11 protein-coding genes and 2 riboswitches are annotated in these 13,582 nt (G+C 63.1%); of the genes, 3 read left to right on the top strand and 8 right to left on the bottom strand.

What is annotated here, in order from left to right:
- Window positions 1–42: 42 nt before the first annotated feature.
- On the top strand, window positions 43–1,680 hold the full coding sequence (locus SJI03_RS11705; protein ID WP_099379881.1) for a methyl-accepting chemotaxis protein: 1,638 nt from the start codon (window positions 43–45) through the stop codon (window positions 1,678–1,680).
- On the opposite strand, the gene SJI03_RS11700 is transcribed toward SJI03_RS11705, so the two are convergent.
- From SJI03_RS11700 to SJI03_RS11680, 5 genes are all read right to left on the bottom strand, one after another.
- The gene (locus tag SJI03_RS11700; RefSeq protein WP_322427302.1) at window positions 1,677–2,198 is read right to left on the bottom strand and encodes a ribonuclease HI family protein; all 522 of its coding nucleotides are present in this window, start codon (window positions 2,196–2,198) and stop codon (window positions 1,677–1,679) included. The genes SJI03_RS11705 and SJI03_RS11700 overlap by 4 nt on opposite strands.
- Window positions 2,195–2,548, bottom strand: coding sequence for a DUF6677 family protein (locus SJI03_RS11695; protein ID WP_322427301.1), 354 nt, complete (start codon window positions 2,546–2,548; stop codon window positions 2,195–2,197). Before SJI03_RS11695 ends, SJI03_RS11700 begins: the two co-directional genes overlap by 4 nt.
- A 36-nt stretch (window positions 2,549–2,584) precedes the next feature.
- Window positions 2,585–5,269, bottom strand: coding sequence for a magnesium-translocating P-type ATPase (gene mgtA / locus SJI03_RS11690; protein ID WP_099379878.1), 2,685 nt, complete (start codon window positions 5,267–5,269; stop codon window positions 2,585–2,587).
- A gap of 393 nt (window positions 5,270–5,662) precedes the next feature.
- Window positions 5,663–6,274, bottom strand: a complete 612-nt coding sequence (locus SJI03_RS11685) for a helix-turn-helix domain-containing protein (protein ID WP_322427300.1) — start codon at window positions 6,272–6,274, stop codon at window positions 5,663–5,665.
- Between the two features lie 22 nt (window positions 6,275–6,296).
- Window positions 6,297–7,514, bottom strand: coding sequence for a Bcr/CflA family efflux MFS transporter (locus SJI03_RS11680; protein ID WP_322427299.1), 1,218 nt, complete (start codon window positions 7,512–7,514; stop codon window positions 6,297–6,299).
- 164 nt (window positions 7,515–7,678) lie between these two features.
- On the opposite strand from SJI03_RS11680, the gene SJI03_RS11675 reads away from it, so the two are divergent.
- Window positions 7,679–7,837, top strand: a complete 159-nt coding sequence (locus SJI03_RS11675; RefSeq protein WP_322427298.1) for a hypothetical protein — start codon at window positions 7,679–7,681, stop codon at window positions 7,835–7,837.
- A 79-nt stretch (window positions 7,838–7,916) separates the two neighbouring features.
- Here SJI03_RS11675 and gcvP read toward each other — a convergent pair whose 3' ends face one another.
- The 3 genes from gcvP to gcvT all read right to left on the bottom strand — a co-directional run bounded on the left by gcvP (window position 7,917) and on the right by gcvT (window position 12,508).
- The gene (gcvP, locus tag SJI03_RS11670; RefSeq protein WP_322427297.1) at window positions 7,917–10,817 is read right to left on the bottom strand and encodes an aminomethyl-transferring glycine dehydrogenase; all 2,901 of its coding nucleotides are present in this window, start codon (window positions 10,815–10,817) and stop codon (window positions 7,917–7,919) included.
- A 118-nt stretch (window positions 10,818–10,935) separates the two neighbouring features.
- Complete coding sequence (gene gcvH / locus SJI03_RS11665; protein ID WP_035818129.1) at window positions 10,936–11,316, bottom strand: glycine cleavage system protein GcvH; 381 nt, start codon at window positions 11,314–11,316, stop codon at window positions 10,936–10,938.
- A gap of 70 nt (window positions 11,317–11,386) precedes the next feature.
- On the bottom strand, window positions 11,387–12,508 hold the full coding sequence (gene gcvT / locus SJI03_RS11660; RefSeq protein ID WP_322427296.1) for a glycine cleavage system aminomethyltransferase GcvT: 1,122 nt from the start codon (window positions 12,506–12,508) through the stop codon (window positions 11,387–11,389).
- Between the two features lie 74 nt (window positions 12,509–12,582).
- A riboswitch (glycine riboswitch) is annotated at window positions 12,583–12,688 on the bottom strand.
- Window positions 12,689–12,715: 27 nt separating this feature from the next.
- Window positions 12,716–12,802: riboswitch (glycine riboswitch) on the bottom strand.
- A 169-nt stretch (window positions 12,803–12,971) separates the two neighbouring features.
- On the opposite strand from gcvT, the gene SJI03_RS11655 reads away from it, so the two are divergent.
- Complete coding sequence (locus SJI03_RS11655) at window positions 12,972–13,544, top strand: ATP-dependent Clp protease proteolytic subunit (RefSeq protein WP_233516293.1); 573 nt, start codon at window positions 12,972–12,974, stop codon at window positions 13,542–13,544.
- Window positions 13,545–13,582 lie beyond the last annotated feature (38 nt).

Genomic DNA, 13,582 nt, shown 5'->3' with positions numbered 1-13,582 from the left:
TCCCTTTTATATAGTCTGGTTCCGCTTTTTTAGGATATTCACATGAATTTGTTAAGAAACGTCAGTATTGGTGTGCGCCTCGGCCTGGGTTTTGCCGTGATTTTGCTGTTTTCCATGCTCATCACGGGCATCAGCGTGTGGCGCTTGCATGACGTGGCCACGGCTACGCGCACCATGATGGAATTGCCGCTGGCGAAGGAACGCTATATTTCCGACTGGTATTCCAAGATCGATAGCGGCGTGCGCCGCACCACGGCCATCGCGCGCAGCAGCGACACGTCACTGGGCGCGTATTTTGCGGAAGAAGCCAAGCAATCGTCCGTCGTATCGGGTGAATTGCAAAAGAAAATCGAAGCCTTGATTTCCAGCCCGGAAGAAAAGGAACTGTTCCGTCTGGTGAGCGAACAGCGCAAGGTCTACCTCGACTCGCGCGCGCAAGTGTCGAAGCTGAAGGCGGATGGACAGGAAGCGGAAGCGGAGCAAGCTTTCCAGAACGTCTTCGTGCCCGGTTCGACGAAATACCTGAAAGTGGTCAACGACATGCTGCAGCACCAGCGCGCCAGCATCGACAAGACGGCGCGCGAGATCGACGAAGTCGCCAAGACGAGCCGCAACTTGCTGCTGACCCTGGCCGTGCTGGCGCTGGGTTTTGGCGTCGTGTGCGCCTGGTTGTTGACGACGGGCATCGTGCGCCCCCTGCGCACGGCCGTGGAAATCGCCCGCAAGGTGGCCGATGGCGACTTGACGGCGCAGATCGACGCCAGCGCCAAGGATGAGACGGGGCAACTGCTGCTGGCCCTGAAAGACATGAACACGAGCCTGCTCAATATCGTGGGCGAAGTGCGCAGCGGCACGGACAGCATCGCCACCTCGTCGACGCAGATTGCCGCCGGCAACCAGGACCTGTCTTCCCGCACGGAAGAGCAGGCCGGTTCCCTGGAGGAAACAGCGTCTTCGATGGAAGAGCTGACCAGCACCGTGAAACAGAATGCGGACAATGCCCGCCAGGCGAACCAGTTGGCGGCCTCGGCGGCGCAAGTGGCCGTCAAGGGCGGCGAAGTCGTGGCGCAAGTGGTGGGCACGATGGAATCGATCAACGCTTCGTCGAACAAGATCGTCGACATCATTTCCGTGATTGACGGCATCGCTTTCCAGACGAATATCCTGGCCTTGAACGCGGCCGTGGAAGCGGCCCGTGCCGGCGAACAAGGCCGTGGCTTTGCCGTCGTGGCGTCCGAAGTGCGCAACCTGGCCCAGCGTTCCGCTTCGGCCGCGAAAGAGATCAAGACCCTGATCGGTGCTTCCGTGGAGCAAGTCAACGCGGGCAGCATGCTGGTGGCGCAAGCCGGTTCGACCATGACCGACATCGTCGACAGCGTACAGCGCGTGAGCGACATCATCACGGAAATCACGGCGGCCAGCAGCGAGCAAAGCGTGGGCATCGACGAGATCAACCGCGCCATCGGCCAGATGGATGCAGTGACGCAGCAAAATGCGGCGCTGGTGGAAGAATCGGCCGCGGCGGCCGAATCGATGCAGCACCAGGCGCACAACCTGGCGCAAGTGGTCAGCGTCTTTAAACTGAACGGGCAGCAGGCCAGTGTCAGCGGTTTGAAAGGCGCCAAGCGTCCTGCGGCCAAGGCACCGCAAGAAGCATTGCGGATCGGCCGCGCCGCTTAATCTTTCTCGACCCAGCCGGTAATCGCCAGCTGGGACAGCCGGTCCGCCTCGCCATTCCTGTGGCGAGGAATCCAGCGCAAGCTCACATCCGTGAATTGTTCCAGCAGGGCCACTACGGTGGCCCGCTGCGTTTCCAGTCCCTTGGCGCCGACCGGCGTCGTTCCCAGCACGTCATTGATCACCACCTGGCTGTCGCCGTACAGCAGCAGTTGCACGGGCGGTGGGCGCACGCCGAGCGCCGCCTGCAGCATGGCCGTCAAGGCTGCATATTCCGCGTCGCTGCTGCTGCCATAGCCGGCCGCCTCGCTCACCTCGATGCGCTCGCCGTTCGGTCCCAGCAGCAGGGCGCCTATGCCCAGCTTGCCCGGATTCGGATGGGCTGAGCCGTCGAACCAGCCACGCCAGGCCAGCGGACCGCCATGGTCCTGGCGGCTGAGCGCCAGCTGCGCGCGGCGCGCCTGCATCCTGGCTTCCTTGCGTTTTTTGCGTTCATTGCGCGCGACTGCTTCCGGCGTCATGGCTTGATCAGGAAGGTGTCGATCAGACTGCCGATCCAGCACGCCACCAGCACACAAACGGCCACCGTCATGGCGGGACCGTCACTGGCCGACAACGCATCGACTTTTTCCACGATCAGCTGCACGTCGAGGGGCAGGGCGCCGCTGTCGAGCTGTGCCATTACCTGGTCCAAACGTGCCATGATCTGGCGCAATACGAGCACCAGCGCTACCAGCGCAGGCAAGAGGAAGAGGCAGCCGCGCGCCTTGCGGCCTAACAGGAAATGCCCGCTGCCGGGAAAGACGAGGGCCGACAGCAGCAGGGCCTGCGTGCGTTTGGATTTTGATGAAGATGAGGGAGAGCCGCTCATGCGCGCCTTTTCTAAGGGGAAGAGCGGCTCATCATACTATTGCCAGCCAAATTTGCGCAGATACACGCGTTTCATGAACGTCGTCAGTACCGTGTAGCAGACGAGGATGCCCAGCAGCCAGGGGAAATAGCCCAGCGGCAAGGCTTGCAGCTTGAAGTAGCTCGCCAGCGGTCCCATCGGCAGGAACACGCCCACGGCCATGATGAGGGTCGTGGCCACCAGCAGGGGCACGGAAGCGATGCTGTCGATGAAGGGCAGCTTGGGCGTGCGGATCAGGTGCACGATCAGGGTTTGCGTCAGCAGGCCCACGACGAACCAGCCGGACTGGAACAGGGTTTGCTGCTCTGGCGTGTTCGCGCCAAACACATGCCACATCAGGATAAACGTGCTGATGTCGAAGATCGAGCTGATGGGCCCGAAAAACACCATGAAGCGGCCGATGTCGCGCGGATTCCAGCTCAAAGGCTGCTGGATCAGTTCGGCGTCGACATGGTCGAAGGGAATGGCGATCTGCGACACGTCATACAGCAGGTTTTGCACCAGCAAGTGCAGTGGCAGCATCGGTAAAAACGGCAAAAAGGCGCTGGCCACCAGCACGGAAAACACATTGCCGAAGTTCGAGCTGGCCGTCATGCGGATATATTTCAGCATGTTGCTGAAGGTGCGCCGGCCTTCCAGCACGCCTTCTTCCAGCACCATCAGGCTCTTTTCCAGCAGGATGATGTCGGCCGCTTCCTTGGCGATATCGACGGCCGAATCGACGGAAATACCGATGTCGGCCGCGCGCAGGGCGGGCGCGTCGTTGATGCCGTCGCCCATGAAGCCGACGATGTGGCCATTGCCGCGCAGGGCGCGCACGAGGCGTTCCTTGTGCAGAGGGCTGAGTTTGGCAAACACGGTGTTGTCTTCTGCCGCCCTTGCCAGGGCGGCGTCGTCCATGTCGTCCAGTTGCGGGCCTTGCAGCACGCCATGCACGGCCAGGCCCACTTCGCGGCAAATCTTCGCCGTCACCAGATGGTTGTCGCCCGTCAAGACTTTCACGGTGACGCCATGTTCCGCCAGTGCGCGCAGGGCGGGCGCCGTCGATTCCTTCGGCGGATCGAGGAAGGCCACATAACCGATCAGGGTCAGCGCCGCTTCATCGGCCACGCCGTACACGGTTTTATGCGGCGGCACTTCCTTGACGGCCACGGCCACCACCCGTAAACCTTCCGCATTCAGGCCATGCGTCGTTTCCAGCACCTTGTCCAGCAGGGCCGCATCGAGGGGAATATTTACGCCGCCCAGGCGCAGATGGCTGCAGGCGGCGAGGATTTCCTCGACGGCGCCCTTGCAGATCAGCTCATGATGGTCATTCTTTTCAGAAACGACGACGGACATGCGACGGCGCACGAAATCAAACGGGATTTCATCGACTTTCACGTAGTCGCGCGCCAGCTGCATTTCTGTCTGCAGTTCCACATGGTCGAGCACGGCGCGGTCCAGCAGGTTTTTCAGTCCCGTCTGGTAGTGGCTGTTCAAATAGGCGAACTGCAGCACTTCGTCGGACGGCTGGCCGAACACGTCCGTGTGACGTTCGAGCACGATCTTGTCCTGCGTCAAGGTGCCCGTCTTGTCCGTGCACAGCACATCCATGGCGCCGAAGTTCTGGATGGCGTCCAGGCGCTTGACGACGACTTTCTTTTTCGACAGTTTCACGGCACCCTTGGCCAGAGTGCTGGTGACGATCATGGGCAGCATTTCCGGCGTCAGACCCACGGCCACCGACAGGGCGAAGAGGAACGCTTCCATCCAGTCGCCCTTGGTCCAGCCATTGATGAGGAACACGAGCGGCGCCATCACGAGGGCGAAGCGGATCAAGAGCCAGCTGACGCTGTTGACGCCCGCTTCGAACGCCGTCGGCGTGCGCTCGGTGGCCGTCACTCTCGTGGCGATGGTGCCGAAATAGGTGCGGTTGCCGGTCGCCAAGACCAGCGCCGTGGCGGCACCTGAAATGACGTTGGTGCCCATGAACAGCAGGTTGGCCAGTTCCATCGGGTCGCGGTTTGCGCTGTCGGCCAGCTCGGCCATCTTTTCCACTGGCAAGGATTCGCCCGTCATGGCGGCCTGGCTGACGAACAGGTCTTTTGCGGACAGCAGGCGGCAGTCGGCGGGAATCATGTCGCCGGCCGACAGCACGATGAGGTCGCCCTGCACCAGTTGGCGGATGGGCAGCTCGATCTGCTGGCCATTGCGCAGCACGGTGGCCGTGTTGCTGACCATGGCTTTCAGGCGCTCGGCGGCCCGGTTCGAGCGGCCTTCCTGCACGAAGCGCAACAGGGTCGACAGGATCACCATGGTGCCGATGACGATGGTCGCCTTCGGGTCTTCCGTCAGGTAGGAAACGATGGCCAGCACGGTGAGCAGCAGGTTGAACGGGTTCTTGTAGCACAGCCACAGGTGCTGGTACCAGGCCAGCGGTTTTTCATGCTCGACCTCGTTCGGTCCCGTCTGCGCGCCGATCACTTGCGCTTCGGCATCGCGCAAGCCTTCCAGGCGCGTGTGCAGGCGATTCAGGGCGCTGTCCAGGTCTTCATGGGCGGCGGCCAGCAGCTGGCGCGCCAGGTGGTCGGGCACGGGGCGGGCCGTGCTGTTTTCCAGCGGCATGGCGCGGCGGCGGAAGTTGCCGGCCGTATGGCGCTTGCGCAGAAACGATTCGAATAAGCGGGTGAAGAGATTCATGGCTCTTCCTTTCACGACGAGGTGTTGACGGGCGGCGCAGCCGCAGGCAAGACTTGCGCGCCGCCAACGCGGCATGACGAAGCATGGCGCTGGCGGGCAATCCGGGTCAGTAGCCGGTCGCGATCGGAAAGAGGGGGGAGGCGCGCAGCCGGCTGGCCGCGCGAGACACCGCACCTTGCTCAGCAAGGCACGGAGGAAAGAGAGTTCCGCGTTGCTTGCTGTTTAGCTGCCGAGGCAATCACCGATACAAGATCGGCTACTGTCACTAGAACAAGTACCCACGTGGGACTCCGTAAATGAATAATGAGGGCATCTTATGGATGCGCTGCAAGAGTGTCAACTGAAGAAATCTTAGGTTTCCAAAGTGTAATGTGGCTGTTGCTAGCCGCATGCTCAGCCGTGTTGCGCCGCCAGCGCCAGCGAATCGGACAGGATATGCCACAGGGCTGCGTGGCGCTGCTGCAGCGCGGCGCCGCCCGCGTAGATCAGTTCCACGTGCAGGCTGTCGACGATGCCCAGGTAGGCTTGCGCATACAGCTCCACGCGCTGCGGCGCCAAGGCGGGCGCCAGCCGGCCCAGGCTGGCCACGTAATGCCGCTGCAGCTGCGCCAGCAAGGCTTCGTAGCCCGTGCCGACTTCCACGCGCAGGGGCGCGGGCGGTAAATACGCCGTGCGCAGCAAAAAGCGCAAATGGGCCGAATCGGCATAGCGCTGCGCCATGCGGTCGCAGTACAGGGCGCCAGCTTGCTGGCCGCCGGGCGCCGCCAGCGCCGCTTCGTCGGCGAAGCAGGCATCCATGAAGGTTTGCTCTTCGGCAAGGGCATCGGCAAACACGTCCAGAAACAGGGCGTCCTTGCCGGCGAAGTGCGAATACAGCGAAGCCTTGCGCATGCCCGCCTGCGCGGCGATGTCGCTGAGGGACGAAGCGTCGTAGCCGTGTTCCGAAAAGTGGACGACAGCGACGGCACAGATGTTATCGGCCGAAGCCGAGCGTTTTTTCATCATGGGGGTGAGAGTGGGTGAGGCGTCAGTGCGCTCCCAGGCTGCTGGCATGGACCGGATGGACGCGCGCAGTGGCCAGGGTCAGCCATGATACCAGCAGGCCGGCCACGGTCAAGAACAGCAGCCAGGGCAATGGCCCCCATTCGGACAGGCTGGCCGCCAGCGGCGTGGCCAGGGACGACAAGGTCATCTGGATGGCGCCCAGCAGGGCGGCCGTGGAGCCGAGCGCGCGCTGCTGCGAACCCATGGCCATGGCCATCAGCGCCGCTTCCGCGATGCCCAGGCCCAACAGGGCCACGAACATGCCCGGCACGACGGCCGTTATTCCCCCTCCCGCCCACGCGCCGAGCAGGGCCAATGCCGCGCCGCCCAGCATGGCCACGCTGCCCGCCACGCTCAGGCGCGCCACGCCATGCTTTTCCACCAGACGGCCGCTGGCCATCGCACCGAGCAGCACGGCCACGCCGGTGGCGCCGAAGACGAGGCCGAAGTTGCCGGCGGACAGGCCGAAATCGCGCTGGTACACGAGCGATGCGCCGCCGATATAGGCAAACAGGAAAAAGAAAGTGGCCGACAGGGCCAGCGCGGGTAGCAGGAAGGCGCGCTCCAGCGCGATGCGCGCATACGTGCGGTGCATGCCGCGCGGCGCGACGCGCCGGGCCGCTGGCAGGGTTTCGGGCAGGAACAGCGCGCTATTGAGCAGGGTCAAGACACCCAGTGCGGCCAGGGCCAGCATCACGGTGCGCCAGCCGTAGTGCGCGTCGAGCAAGCCGCCCACGGCGGGCGCCAGCACGGGCGCCAGGCCGACGATGGTCATCAGGAGGGCAAACAGCTGCGCCGCTTTGACGCCATCGGCCACGTCGCGCACCATGCTCATCACCACGACCAGGGTCAGCGCGGCGCCCAGGCCTTGCAGCAAGCGCGCCAGCAGCAGGGTGCTCAGGTGATCCGCCTGCGACGCCCACACGGCGGCAAGAATGTACACGGCGATGCCGGCCAGCAGCGGACGGCGCCGGCCCAGCATGTCGGTGAGCGGGCCGCACAGCAATTGTCCGCCGCCCAGGGCGAGCAGGAAAACCGTCAGGCTCAGCTGCACATTCGCATACGAGGTATGCAGCTCGCGCGCCATGGCTGGCATCGAGGCAAGGTACATGTCGATGCCGGCCGGACCGAGCACTGCCACCAGGGCCAGGGAAGCCGCCAGCCCGAGACTGGCGGCGGGGAGAGTGGTTTGCTGCTGCATTGCGCTTCCTTCGTGTCGTCAAAAAAACGGGGCATGGACGCCGCCGTGTTTTTTATTGTACACTTACTGCCTACCGGTAGGTAGCTTGTTCAATCAATGAAAAGGATGAGACCGATGAAAGAAGAAACAATGACGGACGCGTTGCCGCCGGTGGGGGAGACGGCATGACGGAAGTGGGAATTGCGCTCAGCGGCGTGGCTGTCACGCTGCTATTTGCCGCCTGGAGCTCGCACCGCGCCCGCTGCGAACGGCGCGATGTCATGTTGCTGACGATACTGGGCACCGTGCTGGGCTTGCCGGGCGCGGCCTTGCTGGCGTTGTAGGGCGGCGCATAAAAAAACGGCAGACCCTGCGGCCTGCCGTGCTGTTTTCCTCTTGCCCGGCTAGCCGGGCAAATGGCGTTTACTCTTCTTCATAAGAACTGATTGGCGCACAACCGCAGAACAGGTTGCGGTCGCCGTACACATTGTCGGCGCGGCCGACCGGTGGCCAGTATTTGCGCTGGCGCAGGGAAGCGACGGGGTAGGCGGCGATTTCACGGCTGTACTTGCGTTCCCAGTTGTCCGACATCAATACCTGTGCCGTATGCGGCGCGTTTTTCAAAGGGTTGTCGTCGTGGTCGAATTCGCCGCTGGCGACCTTGGCGATTTCCGCGCGGATGGCGATCATGGCGTCGATGAAGCGGTCGATCTCCACTTTCGATTCGCTTTCCGTCGGCTCGATCATCAGGGTGCCCGGCACGGGGAAGCTCATGGTCGGCGCATGGAAGCCGAAGTCCATCAAACGCTTGGCCACGTCTTCGTTGCTGATGCCGGTGGCGTCCGTGATCGGGCGCAGGTCCAGGATGCATTCGTGCGCGACCAGGCCGTCGTGGCCCGAGTACAGCACAGGGTAGTGCGGCGCCAGGCGGCGCGCAATGTAGTTCGCCGCCAGGATCGCCGTCTCGGTCGCTGCCGTTAATCCCTCCGCGCCCATCATGGCGATATACATCCACGAAATTGGCAGGATGCTGGCCGAGCCGAATGGCGCGGCGCTGACGGCGCCGATGCCTGCCGCGTCGCGCTGGTAGCCCGAGGAACGCTGGTTCGGCAGGAATTTCGCCAGGTGGGCGCCCACGCCGATCGGGCCGACGCCTGGTCCGCCACCGCCGTGCGGGATGCAGAAGGTTTTGTGCAGGTTCAGGTGCGACACGTCGCCGCCGAACGAGCCGGGAGCGGCCACGCCGACCAGCGCGTTCATGTTGGCGCCGTCGATGTAGACCTGGCCGCCGTGCGAGTGGATGATCTCGCACAGTTCCTGGATCCCTTCTTCGAACACGCCGTGGGTGGATGGGTAGGTGACCATCACGCAAGCCAGGTTGGCACTGTGCTTTTCCGCCTTCGCCTTCAGGTCGGCCAGGTCCACGTTGCCGTTGGCGTCGCAGCTGGTGACGACGACCTGCATGCCGACCATGTTGGCCGAGGCAGGGTTGGTGCCGTGCGCCGACGACGGAATCAGGCAGATGTTGCGGTGGCCTTCGCCGCGCGACTCGTGATATGCCTTGATCACCAGCAGACCCGCGTATTCACCCTGCGAGCCGGCGTTCGGCTGCAGCGAGACGGCCGCGTAGCCCGTCAGCGCGCACAGCATTTCTTCCAGCTGCGCGATCATTTCGCGGTAGCCGACCGTTTGCGCATCCGGCGCGAACGGGTGGATGTTGGAAAACTCGGGCCAGGTGACGGGAATCATTTCGCTCGTCGCGTTCAGCTTCATGGTGCACGAGCCGAGCGGGATCATGGTGCGGTCCAGTGCCAGGTCCTTGTCGGCCAGGCTGCGCAGGTAGCGCAGCATTTCGTGTTCCGAGTGGTAGCTGTTGAAGACGGGGTGGGTCAGGTAGGCGCTCTCGCGTGCCAGGTTGGCCGGCAGCGCGCTGGTCACGGCTGCTTCAACGGCGTCCAGGTCAGGCGCGGCAGGCGCGTTGACCAGGCCGTGCGCGAACACTTTCCACAGCAGCGCGATATCGTCGCGCGTGGTGGTTTCGTCGAGCGACACGCCGACATGGGTGTTGTCGATCTTGCGCAGGTTGACGCCGTGGTGCATGGCCGTCGCGTGCAGTTGCGCCGCATCGGCAACGTTGATGGTCAGGGTGTCGAAGTAGCTTGCGTTGACGACGCCGTAGCCTAGGGTCTTCAGGTTGGCGGCCAGCACGCCCGTAAAGCGGTGCACGCGTTGGGCGATCTGCAGCAGGCCGGCAGGGCCGTGGTAGACGGCGTACATCGAGGCCATCACGGCCAGCAGCACTTGCGCCGTGCAGATGTTCGAGGTGGCTTTTTCGCGGCGGATATGCTGTTCGCGCGTTTGCAGGGCCAGGCGGTACGCCTTGTTGCCTTGCGCATCGACGGTCACGCCCACCAGGCGGCCCGACATATTGCGCTTGAATTCATCGCGCGTGGACAGATAGCCCGCGTGCGGGCCGCCGAAACCGAGCGGCACGCCGAAGCGCTGGCTGTTGCCGACGACGACGTCGGCGCCCCATTCGCCCGGCGGCGTCAGCATGGTCAGGGCCAGCAGGTCGGCCGCGACGATGACCATGGCGCCATTCGCGTGCAGTTTTTCCACGCCGGCGCGGTAGTCGCGCACGACACCGTTCACGCCAGGGTATTGCAGCAGCACGCCGAAGCAGGCGTCCAGCGACTCGATTTCAGCCGGGTCGAAGGTACGCACTTCGATGCCGATCGGCTGGGCGCGCGTTTGCACCACTTCCAGCGTTTGCGGCAGCACGTCATTGGCGACGTACAGCACGGTCGACTTCGACTTGCCCACGCGCTGGATCAGGGTCATCGCTTCGGCGGCGGCAGTGCCTTCGTCCAGCATCGAGGCGTTCGAGATGCCCATGCCGGTCAGGTCCGTGATCACTTGCTGGAAGTTCAGGATCGCTTCCAGGCGGCCTTGCGAAATCTCAGGCTGGTAAGGCGTGTACGCCGTGTACCAGGCGGGATTTTCAAAGATGTTGCGCAGCACGACGCCAGGGGTGAACGTGTTGTAGTAGCCCTGGCCGATCAGGGATTTGAGCACCTGGTTCTTGCCGGCGATGGCTTTCAGGCGCGACAGGGCTTCCTGTTCCGGCATCGGCTGCGAATACGCGCCCAATGGCAGGGCGCCCTTGTTGCGGATGTTGGCCGGCACCAGGGCGTCGATCAGCGCGGCGCGCGATGGATAGCCGAGGGTCGCCAGCATGGCTTGCTGTTCGGTGGAAGAGGGGCCGATGTGGCGGGCGATGAAGGCATCGCGTGCTTCGAGTTGGGTCAGGCTGGTGCGGGTCATGATATAGAGGCCAAAAAAGACTGAAAAACCGGGATGCGGCGCGCGGGCGCAGCGCCGGGGCATAGCTACAAAATTAAATGCAAACGGGCCGCGATTGCGGCCCGTGAGTCAAACGCGATTACGCGCTGGTGGTGGCGCCATAGGCGGCAGCGTCGAGCAAGCCGTCCAGGGCCGACACGTCGGCTGGCTTGATCTTGAACAGCCAGTTCGCGTAGGCGTCGGCGTTGATCGACTCAGGCGAGTTGACTACGTCGTCGTTGACGGCCACGACTTCGCCGGCGATCGGTGCGTAGATGTCGCTCGCTGCCTTGACCGACTCCACCACGGCGGCGTCGTCGCCGGCGCCGTAGGTATTGCCCACGGTTGGCAGTTCGACGAAGACGATGTCGCCCAGGGCGTCCTGCGCGTACTCGGTGATGCCGACGGTGATCGTGCCGTCGCCTTCAAGGCGTACCCATTCGTGGGAAGCGGTGTACTTCAGGTCTGCAGGAATGTTCATGTGTGGCTCCAGATGGTAAGTGTTCGTTATTGATTATGTTTATTCGGTCTTGCGGGCGGCTCTAAAACGCTTACGCAGCCAGGATTTTACCGTTACGCACGAAAGGCAGCTTGACAACAGAAGCGGCCAGCTGCTTGCCGCGGATTTCCACGTGCACGGTGTCGCCTACCGCTACGCCGTTGGGCACGCGCGCCAGGGCAATCGCTTCCTGCATGGTCGGGCTGAAGGTGCCGCTGGTGATTTCGCCCGTGGCGTCATTGCCGGCGATGATGACTTTCTGGTGGGCGCGCAGCACGCCGCCTTTTTCGCGCAGGATCAGGCCCACGAATTGCGCGTTCTGGCCCTTGGCCAGCAGGGCCGCCTTGCCGATGAAGTCGCGCTCGCTGACGAGGTCGATGGTCCACGCCAGGCCTGCGTCGAGCGGGTTGACGGTTTCATCCATGTCCTGGCCGTACAGATTCATGCCCGCTTCCAGGCGCAGGGTGTCGCGCGCGCCCAGGCCGGCCGGCTTGACGCCGGCGGCGATCAATGCGTTCCACAGGGCTTCCACCTGGGTGGCCGATACGCCGATTTCAAAGCCGTCTTCGCCCGTGTAGCCGGTGCGCGCCAGCATGACTTCGCCGAAGGCCGTGTCCTTGACGATGACGACATTGAACGGTTTGATGGCTTCGGAGGCGGCTTGCGTCTCCGGCAGCACTTGCCACACCTTGGCGCGCGCGTTCGGGCCTTGTACAGCGACGAGGGCCATCGGATCGTTGGCATTGCGGCGTTCGGTAATCGTCAGGCCGCTGTTGGTGGCGGTATTTTGCTGCTGCATCCAGGCCACGTCTTTTTCCGCCGTGCCCGCGTTGACGACGAGGCGGAACCAGTTTTCATTGAAGAAGTAGACGATCAGGTCATCGATGACGGTGCCTTCGGCATTGAGCATGCACGAATACAGGGCCTTGCCCGACACTTGCAGCTTGTCAACGTTGTTGGCCAGCAAGCCGCGCAGGAAGGCGCGCACGTTCGGGCCTTCGATATCGACCACGCACATATGGGACACGTCGAACATGCCGGCATCGCCGCGCACGGCGTTGTGTTCTTCGATTTGCGAGCCGTAGTTGACAGGCATGTCCCAGCCGCCGAAATCGACCATGCGGGCGCCGAGGGCACGGTGGGCGTTGTTGAGTGGGGTCGCTTTGAGCGTCATGGATTCCTCGGGACGAAGGTAATAGGGGAGTTAACAAAACATAGAATAGCCAAACACGGCTTTCCAGCGTGATCACTGACCCCCCTGTCCTTTGTACCTGAGAGATTACGGGGGCTTGCCCCGCGCGCCCCTTCGGTGGGCCGCCGGCAATAGCCGCGGCCGCTCTCCAGAGTTGAGCTAAAGATGTCGCCAAAGCAACAACTTCAGTCCGCCTGATCGGTCCTTTTGCCTGAGAGTTTTTGGGTAGTGCCCCTTCGGCGGCAACGCTGGGTTGCCCTCTCCCGATCAAGTGGGAGGAATATATGCCAGCAGGGTGTTTCTGTCAATCTGAAAAGACGTTGCCAAATTGCAGCAAAAGCCCCGATTTGCGGGGCTGGGAGGGGTGCTGGCGCGGTGCAAAAGGGCGCCCGGCCGCGCGGGAATGCGCTATGATGAAATCCTGGCTTTCTTGCGGGTGCCTGCCATGAACACTACACAAAGCGAGACGCAAAACAACACCGAGCAGCACGGTTATTTCACCCTCTCGGGCGACGTCAACAGTGATATGGTGCGGCGCGTCTTCAACGCCGTGGCCGACATCACGGAAGACAAGCTCACCACCGCGCACATTTTGATACAGTCCAACGGCGGTTATGTCAGCGATGGCATCTGCCTGTACAACTTCCTCAGCAAGTTGCCATTCGACATCATTACCTATAACGCGGGCGCCGTGGCGTCCATCGCCGTCACCCTGTTTCTGTCGGGGCGGCACCGCCATGCCAGCGACACGGCCCGCTTCATGGTGCACAAGTCGCATGCGACAGCGTCGCCCGGCTCGCGTCCCGATGCGCTCAGCATCATCGTCGAGGGCTTGCGCGCCGACGACATGCGTACCGAACGCATCCTGCGTGGCCACGTCAACCTGACGGAAGAGCAGTGGCAGGTGCACGCGTATTCCGACCTGCACCTGACGGCCGACCAGGCGCTGGAAGTGGGCATGATCGAATCGATCCGCGACTTTACGCCACCCAAGGGCAAGCGCCTGACGAATATCTGACGCCTGCCTCGCAATGACCGGCGATGGTTTTGCATGGA

Source organism: Janthinobacterium sp. GMG1 (genome assembly GCF_034427795.1).
Lineage (GTDB): Bacteria > Pseudomonadota > Gammaproteobacteria > Burkholderiales > Burkholderiaceae_D > Janthinobacterium.
This window is presented reverse-complemented; position numbering and strand designations above follow the sequence as displayed.

Excerpts from the sequence above, each read along its gene's own strand:
- SJI03_RS11705 (WP_099379881.1), top strand. The coding sequence starts at position 43 with ATGAATTTGTTAAGAAACGTCAGTATTGGTGTGCGCCTCGGCCTGGGT.
- SJI03_RS11700 (WP_322427302.1), bottom strand. The coding sequence starts at position 2,198 with ATGACGCCGGAAGCAGTCGCGCGCAATGAACGCAAAAAACGCAAGGAA.
- SJI03_RS11695 (WP_322427301.1), bottom strand. The coding sequence starts at position 2,548 with ATGAGCGGCTCTCCCTCATCTTCATCAAAATCCAAACGCACGCAGGCC.
- mgtA (WP_099379878.1), bottom strand. The coding sequence starts at position 5,269 with ATGAATCTCTTCACCCGCTTATTCGAATCGTTTCTGCGCAAGCGCCAT.
- SJI03_RS11685 (WP_322427300.1), bottom strand. The coding sequence starts at position 6,274 with ATGATGAAAAAACGCTCGGCTTCGGCCGATAACATCTGTGCCGTCGCT.
- SJI03_RS11680 (WP_322427299.1), bottom strand. The coding sequence starts at position 7,514 with ATGCAGCAGCAAACCACTCTCCCCGCCGCCAGTCTCGGGCTGGCGGCT.
- SJI03_RS11675 (WP_322427298.1), top strand. The coding sequence starts at position 7,679 with ATGACGGAAGTGGGAATTGCGCTCAGCGGCGTGGCTGTCACGCTGCTA.
- gcvP (WP_322427297.1), bottom strand. The coding sequence starts at position 10,817 with ATGACCCGCACCAGCCTGACCCAACTCGAAGCACGCGATGCCTTCATC.
- gcvH (WP_035818129.1), bottom strand. The coding sequence starts at position 11,316 with ATGAACATTCCTGCAGACCTGAAGTACACCGCTTCCCACGAATGGGTA.
- gcvT (WP_322427296.1), bottom strand. The coding sequence starts at position 12,508 with ATGACGCTCAAAGCGACCCCACTCAACAACGCCCACCGTGCCCTCGGC.
- SJI03_RS11655 (WP_233516293.1), top strand. The coding sequence starts at position 12,972 with ATGAACACTACACAAAGCGAGACGCAAAACAACACCGAGCAGCACGGT.